At 42.7% G+C, this 16,774-nt stretch carries 10 protein-coding genes; 3 read left to right on the plus strand and 7 right to left on the minus strand.

Annotation, left to right across the window (positions count from 1 at the left end; translation table 11 throughout):
- Window positions 1-193: 193 nt before the first annotated feature.
- Complete coding sequence (gene trpS, locus A5870_RS08755) at window positions 194-1,201, plus strand: tryptophan--tRNA ligase (RefSeq protein WP_081118703.1); 1,008 nt, start codon at window positions 194-196, stop codon at window positions 1,199-1,201.
- A 397-nt stretch (window positions 1,202-1,598) separates the two neighbouring features.
- On the opposite strand, the gene pheT is transcribed toward trpS, so the two are convergent.
- The 6 genes from pheT to lepB form a co-directional block, all read right to left on the minus strand.
- A complete protein-coding gene (pheT, locus tag A5870_RS08760; RefSeq protein ID WP_081118704.1) occupies window positions 1,599-4,019 on the minus strand; it encodes a phenylalanine--tRNA ligase subunit beta in 2,421 nt (806 codons plus the stop codon).
- Window positions 4,020-5,066 (minus strand): phenylalanine--tRNA ligase subunit alpha, encoded by a 1,047-nt coding sequence (gene pheS, locus A5870_RS08765; RefSeq protein ID WP_005236117.1) that lies wholly within the window; start codon window positions 5,064-5,066, stop codon window positions 4,020-4,022. It lies immediately after the preceding gene.
- A gap of 357 nt (window positions 5,067-5,423) precedes the next feature.
- A complete protein-coding gene (locus A5870_RS08770) occupies window positions 5,424-5,744 on the minus strand; it encodes a winged helix-turn-helix transcriptional regulator (protein ID WP_005226192.1) in 321 nt (106 codons plus the stop codon).
- Between the two features lie 67 nt (window positions 5,745-5,811).
- Entirely contained in the window at window positions 5,812-9,489 is a 3,678-nt protein-coding gene (gene addA, locus A5870_RS08775; RefSeq protein WP_086292425.1) for a helicase-exonuclease AddAB subunit AddA, read from the minus strand.
- Window positions 9,482-13,099, minus strand: a complete 3,618-nt coding sequence (locus A5870_RS08780; protein ID WP_086292426.1) for a PD-(D/E)XK nuclease family protein — start codon at window positions 13,097-13,099, stop codon at window positions 9,482-9,484. The genes addA and A5870_RS08780 overlap by 8 nt, the downstream gene beginning before the upstream one ends.
- Before the next feature lie 126 nt (window positions 13,100-13,225).
- On the minus strand, window positions 13,226-13,774 hold the full coding sequence (gene lepB / locus A5870_RS08785) for a signal peptidase I (RefSeq protein WP_086292427.1): 549 nt from the start codon (window positions 13,772-13,774) through the stop codon (window positions 13,226-13,228).
- 215 nt (window positions 13,775-13,989) lie between these two features.
- On the opposite strand from lepB, the gene A5870_RS08790 reads away from it, so the two are divergent.
- Together A5870_RS08790 and A5870_RS08795 are read left to right on the plus strand one after the other, a co-directional pair.
- Entirely contained in the window at window positions 13,990-15,441 is a 1,452-nt protein-coding gene (locus tag A5870_RS08790) for an NAD-dependent succinate-semialdehyde dehydrogenase (protein ID WP_086292428.1), read from the plus strand.
- 114 nt (window positions 15,442-15,555) lie between these two features.
- Window positions 15,556-16,152 carry a nitroreductase family protein gene (locus A5870_RS08795; protein ID WP_086292429.1) on the plus strand — a complete coding sequence of 199 codons (597 nt, stop codon included), beginning with the start codon at window positions 15,556-15,558 and terminating at the stop codon, window positions 16,150-16,152.
- Between the two features lie 63 nt (window positions 16,153-16,215).
- Here the strand turns inward: A5870_RS08795 and A5870_RS08800 are convergent, their stop codons facing one another.
- Window positions 16,216-16,710 carry a hypothetical protein gene (locus A5870_RS08800; protein WP_077453446.1) on the minus strand — a complete coding sequence of 165 codons (495 nt, stop codon included), beginning with the start codon at window positions 16,708-16,710 and terminating at the stop codon, window positions 16,216-16,218.
- Window positions 16,711-16,774 lie beyond the last annotated feature (64 nt).

Here is a 16,774-nt window from a genome sequence, read left to right on the forward strand (position 1 = left end):
TTTTTCATTTGTAAAGGTGCTTTTCCAATGTTCCCCCCTTATTTATGAAAAGACAAGTGCTATTTTACTTTGATGTGAGGTTTTTGTCCATGAAAATTTTTCTAAGCTCGACAGATCACAAGGAGAACCTGTTGTTTCTTTTGCTAAAAAAAGGTAAGATAAACCATATAACAAAGGTAAAGGTGGAAAAAAAGTGAATACGATTTTAACTGGCGACCGCCCAACTGGCAAACTGCATCTTGGCCATTATGTGGGGTCTTTAAAAAAACGGGTCGAAATGCAAGCTGACCCTGAAAATCAGCTTTATATCATGGTCGCTGATATGCAGGCACTAACAGATAATGCGAAAACACCTGAGAAGGTCTCAGCGAATATTTTAGAAGTCGCTTTGGATTATTTAGCCGTTGGATTGGATCCATCAAAAACAACGATGTTTATTCAATCGCAAATCCCTCAACTCTCTGAATTGACGATGTACTACCTAAATTTAGTCAGTGTAGCACGCGTGCGACGCAACCCGACGGTCAAAGCAGAAATTGAACAAAAGAAATTTGGCGAAGGCGTTCCTTCTGGTTTCTTCATCTATCCAGTCTCTCAAGCAGCGGATATCACTGCTTTTAAAGCAAACTTAGTCCCCGTTGGTGAAGATCAAAAACCAATGCTGGAACAAACACAAGAAATCGTGCATAGTTTTAATTCTACGTATAGTGAAGTATTAGTCGAACCAAAAGCTGTTTTACCGCCAAAAGGTATGGGACGTTTGGCTGGGATCGACGGCAATGGAAAAATGAGTAAGTCACTAAATAACGGTATCTATTTAGCAGATCCAGCTGATGTGTTACAAAAGAAAGTGATGAGCATGTACACTGATCCAAATCACATCCATGTCGAAGACCCCGGACAAGTCGAAGGCAATATGGTCTTTACGTATCTTGATGTATTTGGTACCGAAAAAGAAAAAATTACTGAATTAAAAGAACATTACACCCGTGGCGGATTAGGAGATGTCAAAATCAAACGCTATTTGATCGATGTTCTGGAAGCCGAATTTGCACCGATTCGGGAACGACGTGAAGCTTTTGCGAAAGATCCCGGTGAAGTGATGAACTTATTAAAACTTGGTAGCGAAAAAGCAGAACAAGTTGCCGCCCAAACGTTAGCTGAAGTCAAAAATGCAATGGGCATCAATTACTTTGCTTAAAAAAATAAGCCTTAGCGGCTTATTTTTTTGTTCACAAATCGAGAATAAAATTTAATGCTAAACCTACGAGCACACTCTGTGTTAGGTTTCACGAGCAAACTTCATCCGCAGACCGATCCATTAGGCAACTTGATTTGATGCGATTTCTTGCGAAAAAACCTAGAAAATTGCCCTAAAAATAACTTCGAAAATGCTGATTAGAGAATCATTTTCTCAACCTTGACAGCGCTAAAAAAGAACAGATCAAAAAAGCTGGATTGCCTTTGATAGTGAGATACTTTACGGCTCCAACCCAACTCCTAACATTTTTGCGTCATCTGAACATCTATTATAATAGTAGAAAACGTTCCCCACCTTCATTTTTTTCAAGGTGGGGAACGTTTTTCTTCATATTCTATTAACGGATTTCTGCTTGAACTTTTTCTTCTAAGTTACGAGTAATTTTCGCTATTGCTTGATTGATCTCTTCATCCGTCAGGGTAGCTTCTGGATTGCTAAAGGTCAGGCTGTACCCTAATGATTTTTTGCCTGCTTCGATGTTTTTCCCTTGATAAACATCGAATAAACGAATCGCACTTAAGAAGCGACCGGCACTTTCGCGAATGATCTCCATCACGGACTGGTTATCGATCGTTTCATCAAGTAAGAGTGCCATATCCCGCGTTACTGATGGGAACTTAGAAACTGGTTGATAGACCAATTGTTCTGTTTTCGCTGCTAACAGTTGATCTAAGTTCAATTCAGCAACATAGGTTTCACTCACTTCATAATCTTTGGCGATCGATGGGTGGACTTGTCCCAAGAAGCCGATTTCTTGGTCATCTAGCAGGATCATTGCCGTACGGCCAGGATGCATCTCTTTGATAGCTGCCGTTTTTTGATAACGAATACGGTCGGTTAATGCCAACGAATCAAATAGATTTTCTAAAATGCCTTTCAAATGGAAGAAATCAACTTTTTGAGCTTGGGTTTGCCAGTCTTTCTCATAGATATTTCCTGTCAAAGCTAGCCCCAAGTGATTGACTTCTGTTGGCAGCTCGTGTTTACTGTCGCCTGTCTGATAAAAGACGCGACCAATTTCATACAAAGCAACACGATTGTTTTTACGTGCCAAGTTGTACGCAACGTCGTCTAACAAACCTGAAATCAGATTCAAGCGCAAGACGGCACGCTCTTCGGTCATTGGCCAATCCAATCGAGTCACTTGGCTCGATTTATCCGTAAATTGTTGTGCCTTCTCTTCCGTTGTCAAAGCATAGCTGATGGCTTCACTGACCCCGTTGCCTTCCAATAGCGTCCGAACTTCTCTAGTCAGACGTTGCGCTTTGGTTAGATGACCGGCAACCGTTTCTCCTTGCGGTAAAGTCGATGGCAAACGATCATAACCGTAAATACGCGCCACTTCTTCAATGATATCTGCTTCGATCGTAATATCCCAACGACGAGGTGGGACAGAAACAATATAGCTGTCTGCTTCTTGACGATGACCAAAGCCTAATGCATCAAAGATTTCTTGCACTTCTTCATCAGTGATTTCTGTGCCTAAATAGCTATTGATTCGAGCTAAAGTGATTGTAACCTCAACAGGTTCTACTGCTACTTGGGAACCTATTACTGCCCCTTTTAAGACCGTTCCACCAGCAAGTTCCGCAATCAGTGCTGCTGCTGCATCACAAGCTTTTGCAACCGTGGCTTGGTTGATCCCTTTTTCAAAACGAGCGGAGGATTCGCTTCTTAAATTGAATTTCTTTGAGGTCAAACGAATCGCTAACGGATCGAACAAGGCCGCTTCTAAAGCGACTGTAGTCGTTTTTTCCGTGATTTCTGAATCAAGCCCTCCCATGACGCCTGCGAGCGCAACGGGCGTGGTTCCGTTGGTGATAACGATGTCTTCTGGGGAAAGCTGACGTGTTTCTCCATCTAAAGTCACCAAACTTTCATTTTCTTTACCACGACGGACAAGTATTTCTTTGCTGTCGAGCTTTTGATAATCAAAGGCATGCAATGGTTGGCCAAATAATAGTAAGATATAATTCGTCACGTCCACGACATTGTTGATTGGACGAATACCTTCATTCATCAAGCGATTTTGCAACCATTGTGGACTTGGGGCGATCGTTACACCATCAATGATTCGAATTTGGTAGGCGGGTGCATCTGTTGCTTCAGTGACCTTCACCTGAATTTTATCGGCAGCAGCTACTTCACTTTCAGTAAGCGAAATTTCAGGAAACTTCGGTGTTTGGCGATAGATCGCACCGACTTCATAAGCAACCCCCCGCATGCTCAACGCATCCGCACGATTCGGAGTGATCGACAATTCGATAATGTGATCATCCATATCCAGATAAGGAAAAACCGGTGATCCTGGTTCTGCTTCTGCTGGTAAATAATAGATTCCTTCCGCGTATTCTTTGGGAATCACGCTATCGGCATATCCCAACTCTTGCAACGAACAAATCATGCCGTTGGAAACTTCTCCCCGCATCTTGCCCTTTTTTATTTTTACGTTGCCCGCGATTCGAGAGCCGGGTAATGCCACGATGACTTTGATGCCGCTTTTGACATTCGGCGCACCGCAAACGATCTGTGAGTCTTCATCCTCACCAATATTTACTTGGCAAATCGATAGATGGTCAGAGTCCGGATGCGGTCGGCAGTCGGTCACTTCTCCGACAACGATTTTTTTTAAACCTTCTTCAGGCACGTCAATACCTTCGACTTCGATCCCCGTCACTGACATTTTATCCGCCAGCTCTTTGGGTGTGATCTCAGACAGATCAAGGTATTCATTTAACCATTTATATGATACTAACATTTATTGTTCCCCCTTGAACTGGCGAATAAAACGCACATCATTTTGATAGAATTGGCGAATGTCGTTCACGCCGTAGCGCAACATTGCCACTCGGTCAGGACCTAAACCAAAAGCAAATCCCGAATATTGGGTTGGATCAATCCCTGACATTTCTAAGACGTTAGGATGGACCATTCCGGCACCAAGGATCTCGATCCAGCCAGTTTGTTTACAAACATTACATCCGGCACCACCACACTTGAAGCAACTGACATCGACTTCGACCGATGGTTCTGTGAAAGGGAAATAGCTTGGTCGCAAGCGAATTTGGCGATCTTCCCCAAACATTTTTTGCATCATGACTTCTAAGGTTCCTTTTAAGTCACCCATCGTAATATTTTTATCGATTACCAATCCTTCAATTTGATGGAATTGGTGGCTATGGGTCGCATCATCTGTATCACGACGGAAAACTTTCCCGGGAGAGATCATCCGTAACGGCCCTTTTGAAAAATCATGGGTCTCCATTGTTCTCGCTTGAACGGGTGATGTATGGGTTCGAATCAACACTTCCTCTGAAATATAAAAGGTGTCCTGCATGTCTCTGGCAGGATGATCTTTTGGCAGATTCATCCGCTCGAAGTTGTAATGATCTTTTTCCACTTCATAGCCTTCAACGACTTGGTAGCCCATACCAACAAAGATGTCTTCGATTTCTTCCATGATTTGTGTCAGCACATGGCGAGTTCCTCGGTCCATCTTTTTACCAGGCAACGTCACGTCGATGGATTCTTCAGCGAGGGCTTTTTCCAAGTTTGCTGCTTCGATAGACGTCTTGGCTTCTTCGATCGCTTCTGTCAAAATATCACGAATCTCGTTGGCATAGCTCCCCACCTTCGGCCGTTCTTCCGCAGAAAGATCTTTCATCCCCCGTAGAACTTCAGTGATGGGTCCTTTTTTTCCAAGCACTTCCACTCGAATTTGATTCAAGTCGTTCATGGTTGGACTTTCTTTGATTTTAAGCAATGTCGTTTCCTTCAATGCTTCTAATTTTTCTTGTAAAGACATGTGTTTCCTCCTTCTATACTGTGAATAGTGTAAGAATAACAAGACTGGATTGACTGAATAAAGGGAATATCATTCATTTAAAGACAAAAAAAGACATCATCCCTTAAAAAAGGAACGACGTCTCGTGTTACCATCCTCATTCGCGAAAAAACCGCGCACTCACTTCGGCTAACGACAGCAAAACTGCCGACTGACTGTAATCAGCAAGCTCCAGAAGTGAAATTCATTTTTCGAATGCAGGACTTGCTTTCAGTCTGTGACAAGTCTCCCTTTTTCTGATTCAGCCAAATTACTAGTTTCTATCAACGCTTTTTAACTATTCATTTAAGGTTAGTTTACCTAATTTCTGGTGAGAAATCAACTGCATTCTTCCTCACGTACCCATGTTTCTGCCCAACGCTTCACACTCATCATACTCTTTTCAAGAGCAATACCTCTTGGCGTCAAGCAGTAAAGATTGTTTTCTTTGCAGACAATTTCTTCCCGCTCTAATTCTTTCAAGCGTTCGACTAACACCCGATCACTCACTTGAGGAATCTTGTTTGCTAACTCAACAAATCTTTGTTTGCCGTCTTCAAGAAGGACATCAATGATCAAGCCGTTCCACTTTTTGCCTAAAATAGAAAAAGCTTTTTCAAATTTAGGACAAAGGGCATAATCCGATTCTACTTTTATCATTCTCCATCACCTCTTTTACCTATTATAGCATATGACTTACGAATTGTAAGAAACTAGGATCGATCAGTTAGAATGACACGATCATCTTAGGTTTTAACAGCACTAAATAGTTCTGTTTCACTGGTTTGTTCAACGCTTTCTCCAATGCTTGGCAATAGAGTTTCAATTGACCATAATATCGTTCGCGCATTTTCTTTTCAATCTGAGCCTGACTACCGAAAACATCATCTGTTTTAAAGTCATACAAAATGATTTCATCCGCCAATTCAATATAGCCATCGATAATTCCGTGGATCAAAAGCGGCGCATCTGGTTCGTCAAACTCTTCAAAGATCGTATCAGCCTCTTTTAGCATCGAAAACGGTTGTTCCCGCTTCACCAAATCAGAGGATCGGTTCAGCAATTCACCTAGTTCAGTTTGATAAAACCACAAAATGCTCGATAGGTCAATTTTTTTGGCGATTTCTTCAGAAAAAAATTGCTTTTTCACGAGTTCAGCAATCAGGAGCTCCAAAGTATCTTGTGTTGGCTTCATTCCCAATGGGATCATTTGCAAAACCGTATGGGTTGCTGTCCCGATACTGCTGGCAAGAGGCTTCGTCTCTTGCAGAAATTTTGGTTTCGCCAATTCATCCTGTACGTAGCGATATTGCTGAGGATTCGTCTTCTCGGAAACCGACCGCCATTCCAACAAAGTGGTCTGTTGATCATCAGGATCGTTATAGAGTCTTTTCAATTCTGATACAGATTGATAACTAGTCGTTTGGGTCGCTTTTTGATAAGGATAGCGATAGGCTAGGCGTTTTAAAAGATCATCGATATTGCTATCTGGCGCAAGCAATCGTTTAGGTTCCTCGACTGGCGCAAGGGTCTCTTGGACTTGTTGCGTGATCGTTTCTTGATTCCACCATGACAGACGAAAATGAGCAGGATGATCGATCGTCCGCTTGCGCTCTGACGCTTCAGAGAATACTGCTTCCATATCTGGATGGCGCATCAGGGTCCGTCCGACCCAATCCATCAAACTCCCCCGGGCAACAAGGCGCAATGCAGGGTCAAGAACCATTTCGGTTTGCGTCAAGCCAGATTGCCACGTCTTAAAGGCATCCACTTGGTTTTTATAGGAGCCCACTAAGAAAAGCTTCTGCTCTGCTCGTGTCAATGCTACGTACAATTTTCGCATTTCTTCTGATAAGGCTTTTTTCAAACGAACTTGCTTGATGGCTTGAAACGGCAGTGTCTCAAATTTAAGATTTTCTGCGGGTTCCACATATTGGATTCCAGCCCCGAGCTGTTCTTCAAAGATATAGCGTTTTTGAAAATCTTGGTAGTTAAAGAATTTTGTTGTATCCAATAAGAACACAACAGGGAATTCCAAGCCTTTACTTGCATGAACGGTCATCACTCGAACGGCATCTTCTACAGGAGTAGCCACAGGCTCCGCCAAATCCTTGTTTTTTTCTTGCATTTTTTCGATGAAGCGAATGAATTGGTACAAACCACGGAAACTGCTCTTTTCGTATTTTTCGGCTCTGTGGATCAATGCCACTAAATTTGCATAACGCTGCTGTCCTGCAGGAAGTCCCACAACATAATCCAAGTAAGCAGTATCTTCATAGATTTGCCAAAGCAAGGTCGGGATCGGCAGTCTGCGTGCTTCTTCTCGCCATTGATTTAGTTTAGCTAAAAACCCATCCACCGTTTGCCACAAGTTTGACGCTTCATGTTGACCATGATAATCCAATACTGCATCGTAGTAGTCGCCGGAACGATTGGCTAAACGGATTTCAGCTAATTGATCTTCTGTTAAGCCGACGATTGGCGAGCGCAAGACAGCCACAAGCGGGATGTCTTGGTACGGATTGTCAATGATTTGCAGCAAAGATACGACGGTTTGGATCTCCGTTGCCTGAAAATAGTTTTGAGCATCATTGACCGCCATCGGAATTCCAAACTGCTTAAAGACATCTAGGATAACAAGATTGTTTTTACGTGTGGGGGTCAACAAGACGATATCATTGTAAGTGATTGGTCGATTTGTTTTGGCTTTTTTGTCATAGATCATGAATTTTGATTCAATCAACTCTCGAATCTTCAATGCAGTAATCTGCATCTCACCTTCTGTTTTGTCATCAATCAATTGTTCTTCAGATTCATGCTCTTTTTCATATAACAAGAGCTCTGTGGCAAAGGCATCGCTTTCTGGAAAATGAGGAAAACCGGTAATCAAGGTTGCCGCCTCATCGTAAGGGATTTGGCCAACCCGTTCATCCATCAGCTGTTGAAATACTAGATTCGTAAAATCCAATACGTCGGAGCGAGAACGGAAATTTTCTGCTAAGACGATTCTCCGCCCACCATTCTCCGTTTCAAATTCCAAGTATTTTTCGATAAACAGCGTCGGATCTGCTAGTCGAAACGAATAGATCGACTGCTTCACATCCCCCACCATAAACATGTTGCCAGGTTTATGATCAACTTGTCTCACCCAATATAAAATTGCCTCTTGCAGCCGATTGACGTCTTGGTATTCATCGACTAAAACTTCTTCAAAGCGATCCCGATAATAGACCGACGCCTCACTTCCACTGCCGTCACCTTGTAAAATCTGCAAGGTGAAATGTTCCAAATCATTAAAGTCTAAACGGCCTTTTGAAAGCTTTCTTTCTTGAAATGCTTTCATAAACGCTTCGGTCATGGCCGCCATTTTCTCAACAACAGGTGCTGATCGATGAAGCAGTTCCATCATTTCAGCCGGCGGGTATGGAAAGGCCACTTTCAATTGCTCGACCAATTTTTTTGCATCATCTCGCAAGGGCTTGATTTCTTGAGAGAGTTCCTTTTGTTCTGGTTTGCGAAAAGCTGGGTAGCGACCAAAACGCAACACTTGGATCTGCTCATAGAAGCCATCAACATCGTCTGCATCCAGCAGAGCCTTTAAGGTTTCCACCATTCCCATTTCGGTATCGATCAACTGTGCCGCTTTTTCCATCGCTTCATCAGAACGGGCATAGTCTTGCGCCGACTGCAGCAAATGCGCCGCTGTCTTCAAATTTTCTTGCAAAGTCGGTTTGATTTGCGATTGGTACAGGATATTTTCAGCAAAGGTTTCTTTACCGATATAGTGATCACTTAGATGAGCTAGCCAGTTGACTGGATCCGGATTTGCTCGGGCAAAGTCATAAAGAGACAGGATCAGATCCCCGACGCCTTCATCAGAACGATCACTAGAAAAATTTTCTGTCAAACGAAAGAAGGCTTCATCATTGGCTTCATATTGTTGATCTCTCAGCTGTGTCCAGATTTCTTCTTTCATCAATAAAATTTCGGTTTCATCGGTCATCATGCGGAAATTTGGATCTAAATCGATCAAATAATAAAAACGCCGAATCACCGTTAAACAAAACGCATGCAAAGTAGAAATGTTAGCTGTCGGCAATAGCTGCAGCTGACGGACGAAGTGCTGGCGTTTTTGCTCATCGCTTTCTTGGTTGATGGCTTGTTGCAATGCCGCTTGAATCCGTTCTTTCATTTCTCGAGCAGCTGCTTCGGTAAAGGTCACGATCAGTAAAGAATCGATCGTCGTTCCTGCTTTTAACTTTTCGATCACTCGCCGAACCAAAACGGTGGTTTTTCCTGAACCCGCTGAAGCGGAAACGAGGATATTATCCCCTTTATCAAAAATGGCTTGCCATTGGGTATCCGTGAAGGTTTCATTTTGCGGTTTTAAAGGGATCTTACTCATCTTCTTCCTCCCTTAAGCGATGGATAATCTCATCTTTAGATAAGTTTTCTAAACGGTGGTACTCATTTTCTTTCAACAATACATCAAAATCACAGATGCTGCGAAACGGACAAAACTCACACGCCCGTTTTTTGTCTTTTAATTTATAAGAAGGGTTTAAGGCGATTTCACCGCTTAATAGCTTCTCACCGCTTTGTTGCATGTTTTTACGATTGTGTTTTCTTAACAGCTCAAGCTCTTCTTCTGTATAAAACTTGTTTTTCGCCTGCGTCGTTTTTTGATAATCGCCGTTTTTGTCTTTTCGAACAGGAAATATCGGTGAATTTTTGCTGGCTTCAACATCCTCATCTAGCAACGGGAAAACAGCCGGTTCGTCAATAAATAACCCGTCATACTTGAAACGTTTTAAACGTTCTTCTTCACTGGCTTCTTGTCCGTCCAAAAGCGGATTATGCACATGCAGATAATATGCCCCCGCTGGTCGCACATTTGGCGAACCAACCAGTTGGACAGCATCCGTCAATGCGACATCGAGATAGGTGATCAACTGCATCGCAAGTCCGTAGTAGGCTTCAGAAAGGTCAAAATCTCGGCTGCTAGATTTATAGTCAACAACAGAAAGCCATTGTTCTTCTTCCGTTTTCGCCGTGTCGACTCGATCGATTTTCCCCCGTACATGTAGTTTCCCACCAGAGCTTAAAGGCAATTCGATCCCGTTGATCCCATTTGAGCCAGCGATCTGGCCGAACAGTACCTCCGTCTTTTCCGGACTAAAATGCATTTTTTGTCCTTGTTTCGCTAATGCCCACGCTACTCGCTGAATCGTCTTGCCTAATTGATACCGAATAAAATTCATCCGAGCAGAGCTCGTCAGTAAGCGATAACGGCTTTCGCCAAAAATTTCCTGCAAAACGACTTCCACAAATTGCACGCGTTGGTCAGCAGTTAACTGGGTCAAGGAAATATTTTCAGCAATCAGGACTTTGACAAAGCGGTCCAACGCATCATGGAAAAACTCACCGGTCATCGCTGGATTTAAACCATAAACTTCCCGTTCTTTTAACCGTAATCCGTAGCTGACGAAATACTTGTATTCACACTGATAGAACGTCTCCATCTGAGAAATAGAACTGTAGATCGACGGTCCATATAGTGCCGCAGCTTGTGCTTGAGACAAAGGAATCGGAATATTTTGATGAGTTTGGCTTTCAAATACTTGGGCAGCTAAATCTGTCCATTCCGAACGCAGCAGTGCTTGTTTCAGCTGCTCCCAGACTCGAGGCATATTCTCTTTGTTTTTTTGCGCTTGCTGACTGAGGTTATTGATTTGGTAGATTAGGCCACGGTAACTGCCGACATAGTCTCTCGGGTCACTGGTCAGCGTTAAAATGCCGCGATCTTGCAGAGGAACATCCAAATGTTTGATCACGCGGTCTAAATAAGGCGACATCTTGATGTTTTGCTGGGTATCAAAATTAACGGCATAGGACAGTGATAAGTGTTCCGTTGCTGAAAGCAAGACCGAATAAAAGGCAAATGGCTCTTTGACACTGCCTTCCACCACTGTATCCCTAAGGTATTTTTCACCGTTGAACAACTGGTTGAAATGCTGGCGTTCTTCATTCGTCAACAATGTTTTGTTCTCTATTTTTCTTGGCAACGCCGTTTCATTCAATCCAGGTGCAAATGTAATCTTCGCTTGTTTTGGACGAGCCAAATCAAGGCGGTTGACGTTGACCTGGTCGATCGCTGTTGGGATCTTCCCGAATGTGACATTTTCTAAGCCAGTCAATAAAACATCTTCAAAAAGCGCAAAATCAAAGGGCTCTTCTCCATAGATCGTGGCATATTCATCTAGCAAATCCATTAAAGCTTGCCATGCTTGTTCATGGTTGCGAGCTTGATCCAATTTTGCTTGTTGGATTGCCTGGTCTCGCCAATGTCGTAGTTGTTGCTCGACACCGGCATTCAGTAAAAAGCGATACAGCAGTTCTACGGCATCTCGATTTGTTCTAGCAGCCGTCAGCCAGTCAAGAGTATCAGCAACATCTTGCTTAAAGGCCCTACGCAACTGGTTGGTATACGCCGTCAAATCCACTTTGTCCACTGCTTCTTCTTCCGATTGTAAATACTCGATCAGTTCCCAATCTTCGTTTCTTGTCCAACTCGCTCCTTGAAAGTCATGGGCTAATGCTTTATTTTCAGTGATATCCACTAACTTACGAAACTGGTCACGCCCAACGAGCCAATCTGCTTCGGAGCGATAGGCTGCCGGTAAATAAAGTTCCGTTCTTAATAATCGCAAAATATCATTTAAGCGGAAACCATAGGATTGACAAGCAAAAAAAGCATTCAAAAACTCAACCAATGGATGTTGTGCCATCATCTGCTCTTCATCGATATAAAAAGGAATCTCAAACTCAGTAAAAATTTTAGGAATATACTGATGATAGACTTCTGGTTCGGCGATCAATAATTGGATATCACGATACCGTAATGTTGGGTACCGTTTCTTATCACTCATCATCCCGCGGATCGACGCTGCGATTTGACGGATCTCTTCTTCGGGATTCCCAACTTTCCAGACTGCCAGAAAGTCTTTGACGGAGGTCTGCTGATGATAATTGGCTTGTGATTGGGTCTGCCGCCAAAAAGTTTCTACTTCCTTGTATGCCTGCGGGATCGATCCCTCGTCTTCTTTGTCCACCTCTTGGTTGACGGAAAGTTTCTGATCTAAGTAAATGTTCACTTGATTGTCACGAGCAAAACTGATCAACTGATAATAGGTCCGTCCTGCTTCATAAAATAAATTCAATGGCGTGGGCATCTCTTGTGGGTACCCGCGATCCAAAATAAGATCAATCACTACATGACTTCTCTTCATCAGTACTTGTATCAACTGTTGCTCTTGGGTTGAAAATGTGGAAAAACCGCTGATAATGAATAAGGCGTGGGAAAGATCTGGCGCTTTGTTCAAAGACACAGCAGTTGGTATCGTTTGATCCACCCGGGAGTCACCCAGCAAGGAACCTTCCAGAAAGCGTGTCAATAAGGTGATCGGTTGTTCGACTTGCAAAGCACGCTCTAGAAGTTCTTGTTCAAATCGTTGAAAAATTATCGCCAATTCACTGTATTTCTTCTCTTCATCTTGGGTTGCACTGGGGGCAGCACCACCAACTAATAAATCCTCGATCCCCAAACGGCTTGTATGCATTTCTTGATAAAAGGCCAATAGCTGCTGGATAAAACCCGCTTTATTAATTTCGCCGCGATACAAGACAAGTTCTTCTTCTAAATCCAAAAGCAGCTTGCGCATGATCATGGAGGCACCATTTTCAGTGATGGCATTTTGCGAAAGCAATCCTGTTTGCTGCAAATAAAACCAAGCCAAACGGTGAAAACTATACACTTGGGCGCGAATAGAAGCAAAATCTTCTACGCGATCCTCTCTCAATAATTGAAGGATCTCACGCTCTCGTTCAAATTTATTGTAGTTAGGAACGAGGAAAAACACTTCTTGATGGTCTTTTTCTAACCAGCTTTTTGCCTGCTCTATCACAGCTTGATCATGACGACAACGGCCATCACCAAGGATAAATCGTAAACTCATGAAAGGACTCCTTCTCTACATAGTTTTAAAAAATCCCCAAAAAACAATGAGCAGCTTTTCTTCGAAAGCGACGTTTTTGTCTAGTGGTCATTTTCAGAAACACGTTACAAAATCGGTAATACTCGTTCAATCTTTTCCTAACATGCCAAAATCGGCAATGGGCCAAAAAACAAATTTTACATCCCCCAAAATCGTTGATTCATCGATCAAGCCTAATTGACGGCTATCTTTAGAGATTCGGCGATTATCACCTAAAACCAATACTTGGCCTTCAGGAATGACTTCCACACCAAATAGACTCATGTCAAAGTCACTGGTCAAAGGAAAGCCATCGGTGACAGCCGCTTTGAATTCATCCAAATAGGGTTCATCATACGCTTGTCCATTAATGTACAGGGTATCGTTTTGATAAGCAACCCGATCCCCCGGCAAACCGATCACTCGTTTGATATAATTTTTCCCCTCTTCATCCGGCGCTTCGAATGTAATGATATCAAAATGCTCGATTTCCGTGTTCTTTAAAGCAATCACTCGCTCACCATCATGTAAGGTTGGATCCATCGAATCTCCTTTTACGATCACAGGAGTAAAGACATATTGTCTTAATAATAAGAGGAATAAGGCGAAGATCACGACAAATCCCACTGTTTTTAAAAGCTCTTTTATCTGTTGCACGTGTCCTTCACTCCTTGAATTTTTTTACTATTTTTTTTAAAGAATCGAACAAACATTCTTATTTTATATTCTACCATAAAATGATAGAAGCAGAACATCTCCTCTCTGGTTCTTTATGAAAATTTGGGGAATCATTGGACTTGCATATCAATTGTCATACTTTCTGATCCGTGCTACGGTTGAAATAGAACCCATTATTGAAAGGAAGTGCCAAAATGAACCAACAGTTACCACAAGTGCCCACGAAGTTATTGATTGACGGAAAATGGCTTGAAGGAACAAAAGAGTCGGTTTCGGTTACCAATCCTGCCACTAATGAAGAACTCGTAAAAGTCAGCCAAGGAGGGATCGATGAAACCAAGCAAGCGATCGATGCCGCCGCGAAAGCCTTCACAGATTGGTCAAAACGCTCCCCTCGAGAACGAGCCGATTTGATGAACAAGATTGCAGATTTAATGGAGCAAGAAAGCGACCGACTGGCAAAGATTATGAGTATGGAACAAGGAAAACCATTAAAAGAAGCGGAGGCTGAAATCCAATCCAACGTTGACAATTTCCGTTGGAATGCAGCTGAAGCGCAACGGGTCTATGGCGAAGTGATTCCAGCCCCTGCACACAATCATTGGCTGGTACGCAAAGAAGCCATCGGCGTTGTTGGCGCGATCACGCCTTGGAACTTTCCTTCTAACATGATTGCAAGAAAAATTGCACCTGCTATGGCCGTTGGCTGTACCCTTGTTATGAAACCATCAAAAGAAACCCCACTATCTGCACTAGCTTTAGGCGAGCTTTTTCAACAAGCAGGACTTCCTGACGGGGTCGTCAATATCGTCTTAGGGGATTCTTCTGAAATTGGGAAAGAATTGACCGAAAATGAACAAGTCAAAAAAATCACCTTTACTGGCTCCACGAAAGTTGGGATGAAATTATACGAACAAGCTGCACCAACTCTGAAAAAAGTTTCATTGGAGTTAGGCGGCCATGCCCCGTTTCTCGTTTTTGCCGATGCTGATTTAGATTTAGCTGCTGAAAAATTAGTTGCAGCTAAATTCCGCAACAACGGTCAAGTTTGTACGTCACCAAATCGTATTTTTGTCGAAGAATCCGTCAAAGACGCTTTTACTAAAAAACTATTAGCGAAAATGGAAACCGTAACGGTCGGTAATGGTCTTGATAACCCCACCGTTGGTCCTTTGATCAATCAAGCTGGCGTTGAAAAAGTTATCGAACAGCTGGAAGATGCGGTAAACAAAGGGGCTGAAGTCTTATGTGGCGGTACAAAACTTACTGAAGGCGAATATGAGAAAGGAAATTTCTTTGCACCGACAGTCATTGATGGCATCACTCCTGACATGACTATTTACTATGAAGAAACCTTTGGACCCGTGATTCCATTGATCTCATTTACCGATCGACAAGCAGTCATCGCTGCGGCAAATGATACGGAATTTGGACTAGCCTCCTACTTCTTTTCAACGAATCTGCAAACAATCTCGGATGTAGCCCAAAACCTCCAATATGGGATGGTTGGAGTCAATGACATCGCGATCTCAAACCCGGCGGCTCCCTTCGGCGGCGTCAAGCATTCTGGCTTTGGTCGTGAAAATGGCAAATATGGTCCCGAAGAATATGTGACTGTCAAATTTATCGCCATTGATGCCCAGTAAGAAAAAAAGTCAGGCGCGTTTGCCTGACTTTTTTTCTTACAAAGCATTTTGTTTTACTAACATTAAGTAAGAATGTATACTTCACTCTATGACAATAGAAAAGGTGGGAATACGATGACAAAATTTCTTGATACGATCAAACAACGCCGTTCAATCTATGGGTTAGGTAAAAATGTTGCTCTTTCCGACACAGAAATCGAAGACATTGTGAAAGAAGCAGTGAAAAATAGTCCAACTGCGTTTAACGCACAATCGCCAAGAGCTGTAATTTTATTTGGCGAAGCCCACGAAAAACTGTGGACATTAACAGAGGCTGCGTTAGAACCATTGACACCACCCGAGGCTTTTAAAGCGACAAAACAAAAACTTGCTGGCTTTAAAGCAGGTTACGGAACCGTTTTATTCTTTATTCACACAGATACCGTTAAAAACTTGCAGGACCAATTTGCCCTTTATGCAGAAAACTTCCCGGTTTGGGCGGAACAATCGAATGGGATCGCTCAAGCGAACGCTTGGACCGCTTTAGAAGAAGCTGGATTAGGTGCCAACTTACAGCATTACAACCCTGTCATCGATGACGCTGTTGCAGCTGAATGGTCAATTCCTGAAAATTGGCAACTGCGGGCGCAACTAGTCTTTGGTTCAAAAGAAAGCGAACCGAACGAAAAAGAATTTCTAAGTGATGATGAGCGCTTCCGCGTGTTCCATTAATCCAATGCGCGACCTAAAAAAGACCCTTGATTACGGCCACATACGGCAGCAATCAAGGGTCTTTTAGTCGTTGGTTCCTTGATCATGGTCGACCAGAATATCGATCGGCGTTCCTTCATTCAAGTGCTCCGACAAAAAAACCACTAATTCAGCTAACGGCTGTTTGAATTTCATTAATGGTCCCCGCATCCCTTTTCGAAAATAGTTCATCTTAATAGGCTGCCCTTCCTTTTCTTGAAATAAAACGACCCGATCGATCTCTTGGTACAGTACCCCTTTAATACTCATTGGATGGACAATAATTCGATCAAGGGCTAACCCGCGGCTGTCTAGCACAAAGCTTAAAAAGACAAAACCTGAAACGATTCCTCGCACCTGATTATCCAATTGGTCATCCATCATCAACATGGACCCGATGATCATTACTGAAAAGATCGTAATAGCGATTTTGCTTAGTTTGCGCTCAACAGCAAGAAAGTGAATCTCTTTGCGTACCACCAATAAATAGAGGTACAAAACAATCGTAAAGGCACACATCATTAGCGTTAACCCACTCATAATACTCTCCGTTCTGTTTTCTTTTCCCTATTTTACCAAAAAATGATCTGTTACAAAAGGCTTA

The sequence above is a fragment of the Enterococcus sp. 2G9_DIV0600 genome, from assembly GCF_002140615.1.
Lineage (GTDB): Bacteria > Bacillota > Bacilli > Lactobacillales > Enterococcaceae > Enterococcus_D > Enterococcus_D innesii.

Coding starts and splice junctions, on each gene's coding strand:
- pheT (WP_081118704.1), bottom strand. CDS start 4,019: ATGTTAGTATCATATAAATGGTTAAATGAATACCTTGATCTGTCTGAG.
- pheS (WP_005236117.1), bottom strand. CDS start 5,066: ATGTCTTTACAAGAAAAATTAGAAGCATTGAAGGAAACGACATTGCTT.
- A5870_RS08770 (WP_005226192.1), bottom strand. CDS start 5,744: ATGATAAAAGTAGAATCGGATTATGCCCTTTGTCCTAAATTTGAAAAA.
- addA (WP_086292425.1), bottom strand. CDS start 9,489: ATGAGTAAGATCCCTTTAAAACCGCAAAATGAAACCTTCACGGATACC.
- A5870_RS08780 (WP_086292426.1), bottom strand. CDS start 13,099: ATGAGTTTACGATTTATCCTTGGTGATGGCCGTTGTCGTCATGATCAA.
- A5870_RS08790 (WP_086292428.1), top strand. CDS start 13,990: ATGAACCAACAGTTACCACAAGTGCCCACGAAGTTATTGATTGACGGA.
- A5870_RS08795 (WP_086292429.1), top strand. CDS start 15,556: ATGACAAAATTTCTTGATACGATCAAACAACGCCGTTCAATCTATGGG.
- A5870_RS08800 (WP_077453446.1), bottom strand. CDS start 16,710: ATGAGTGGGTTAACGCTAATGATGTGTGCCTTTACGATTGTTTTGTAC.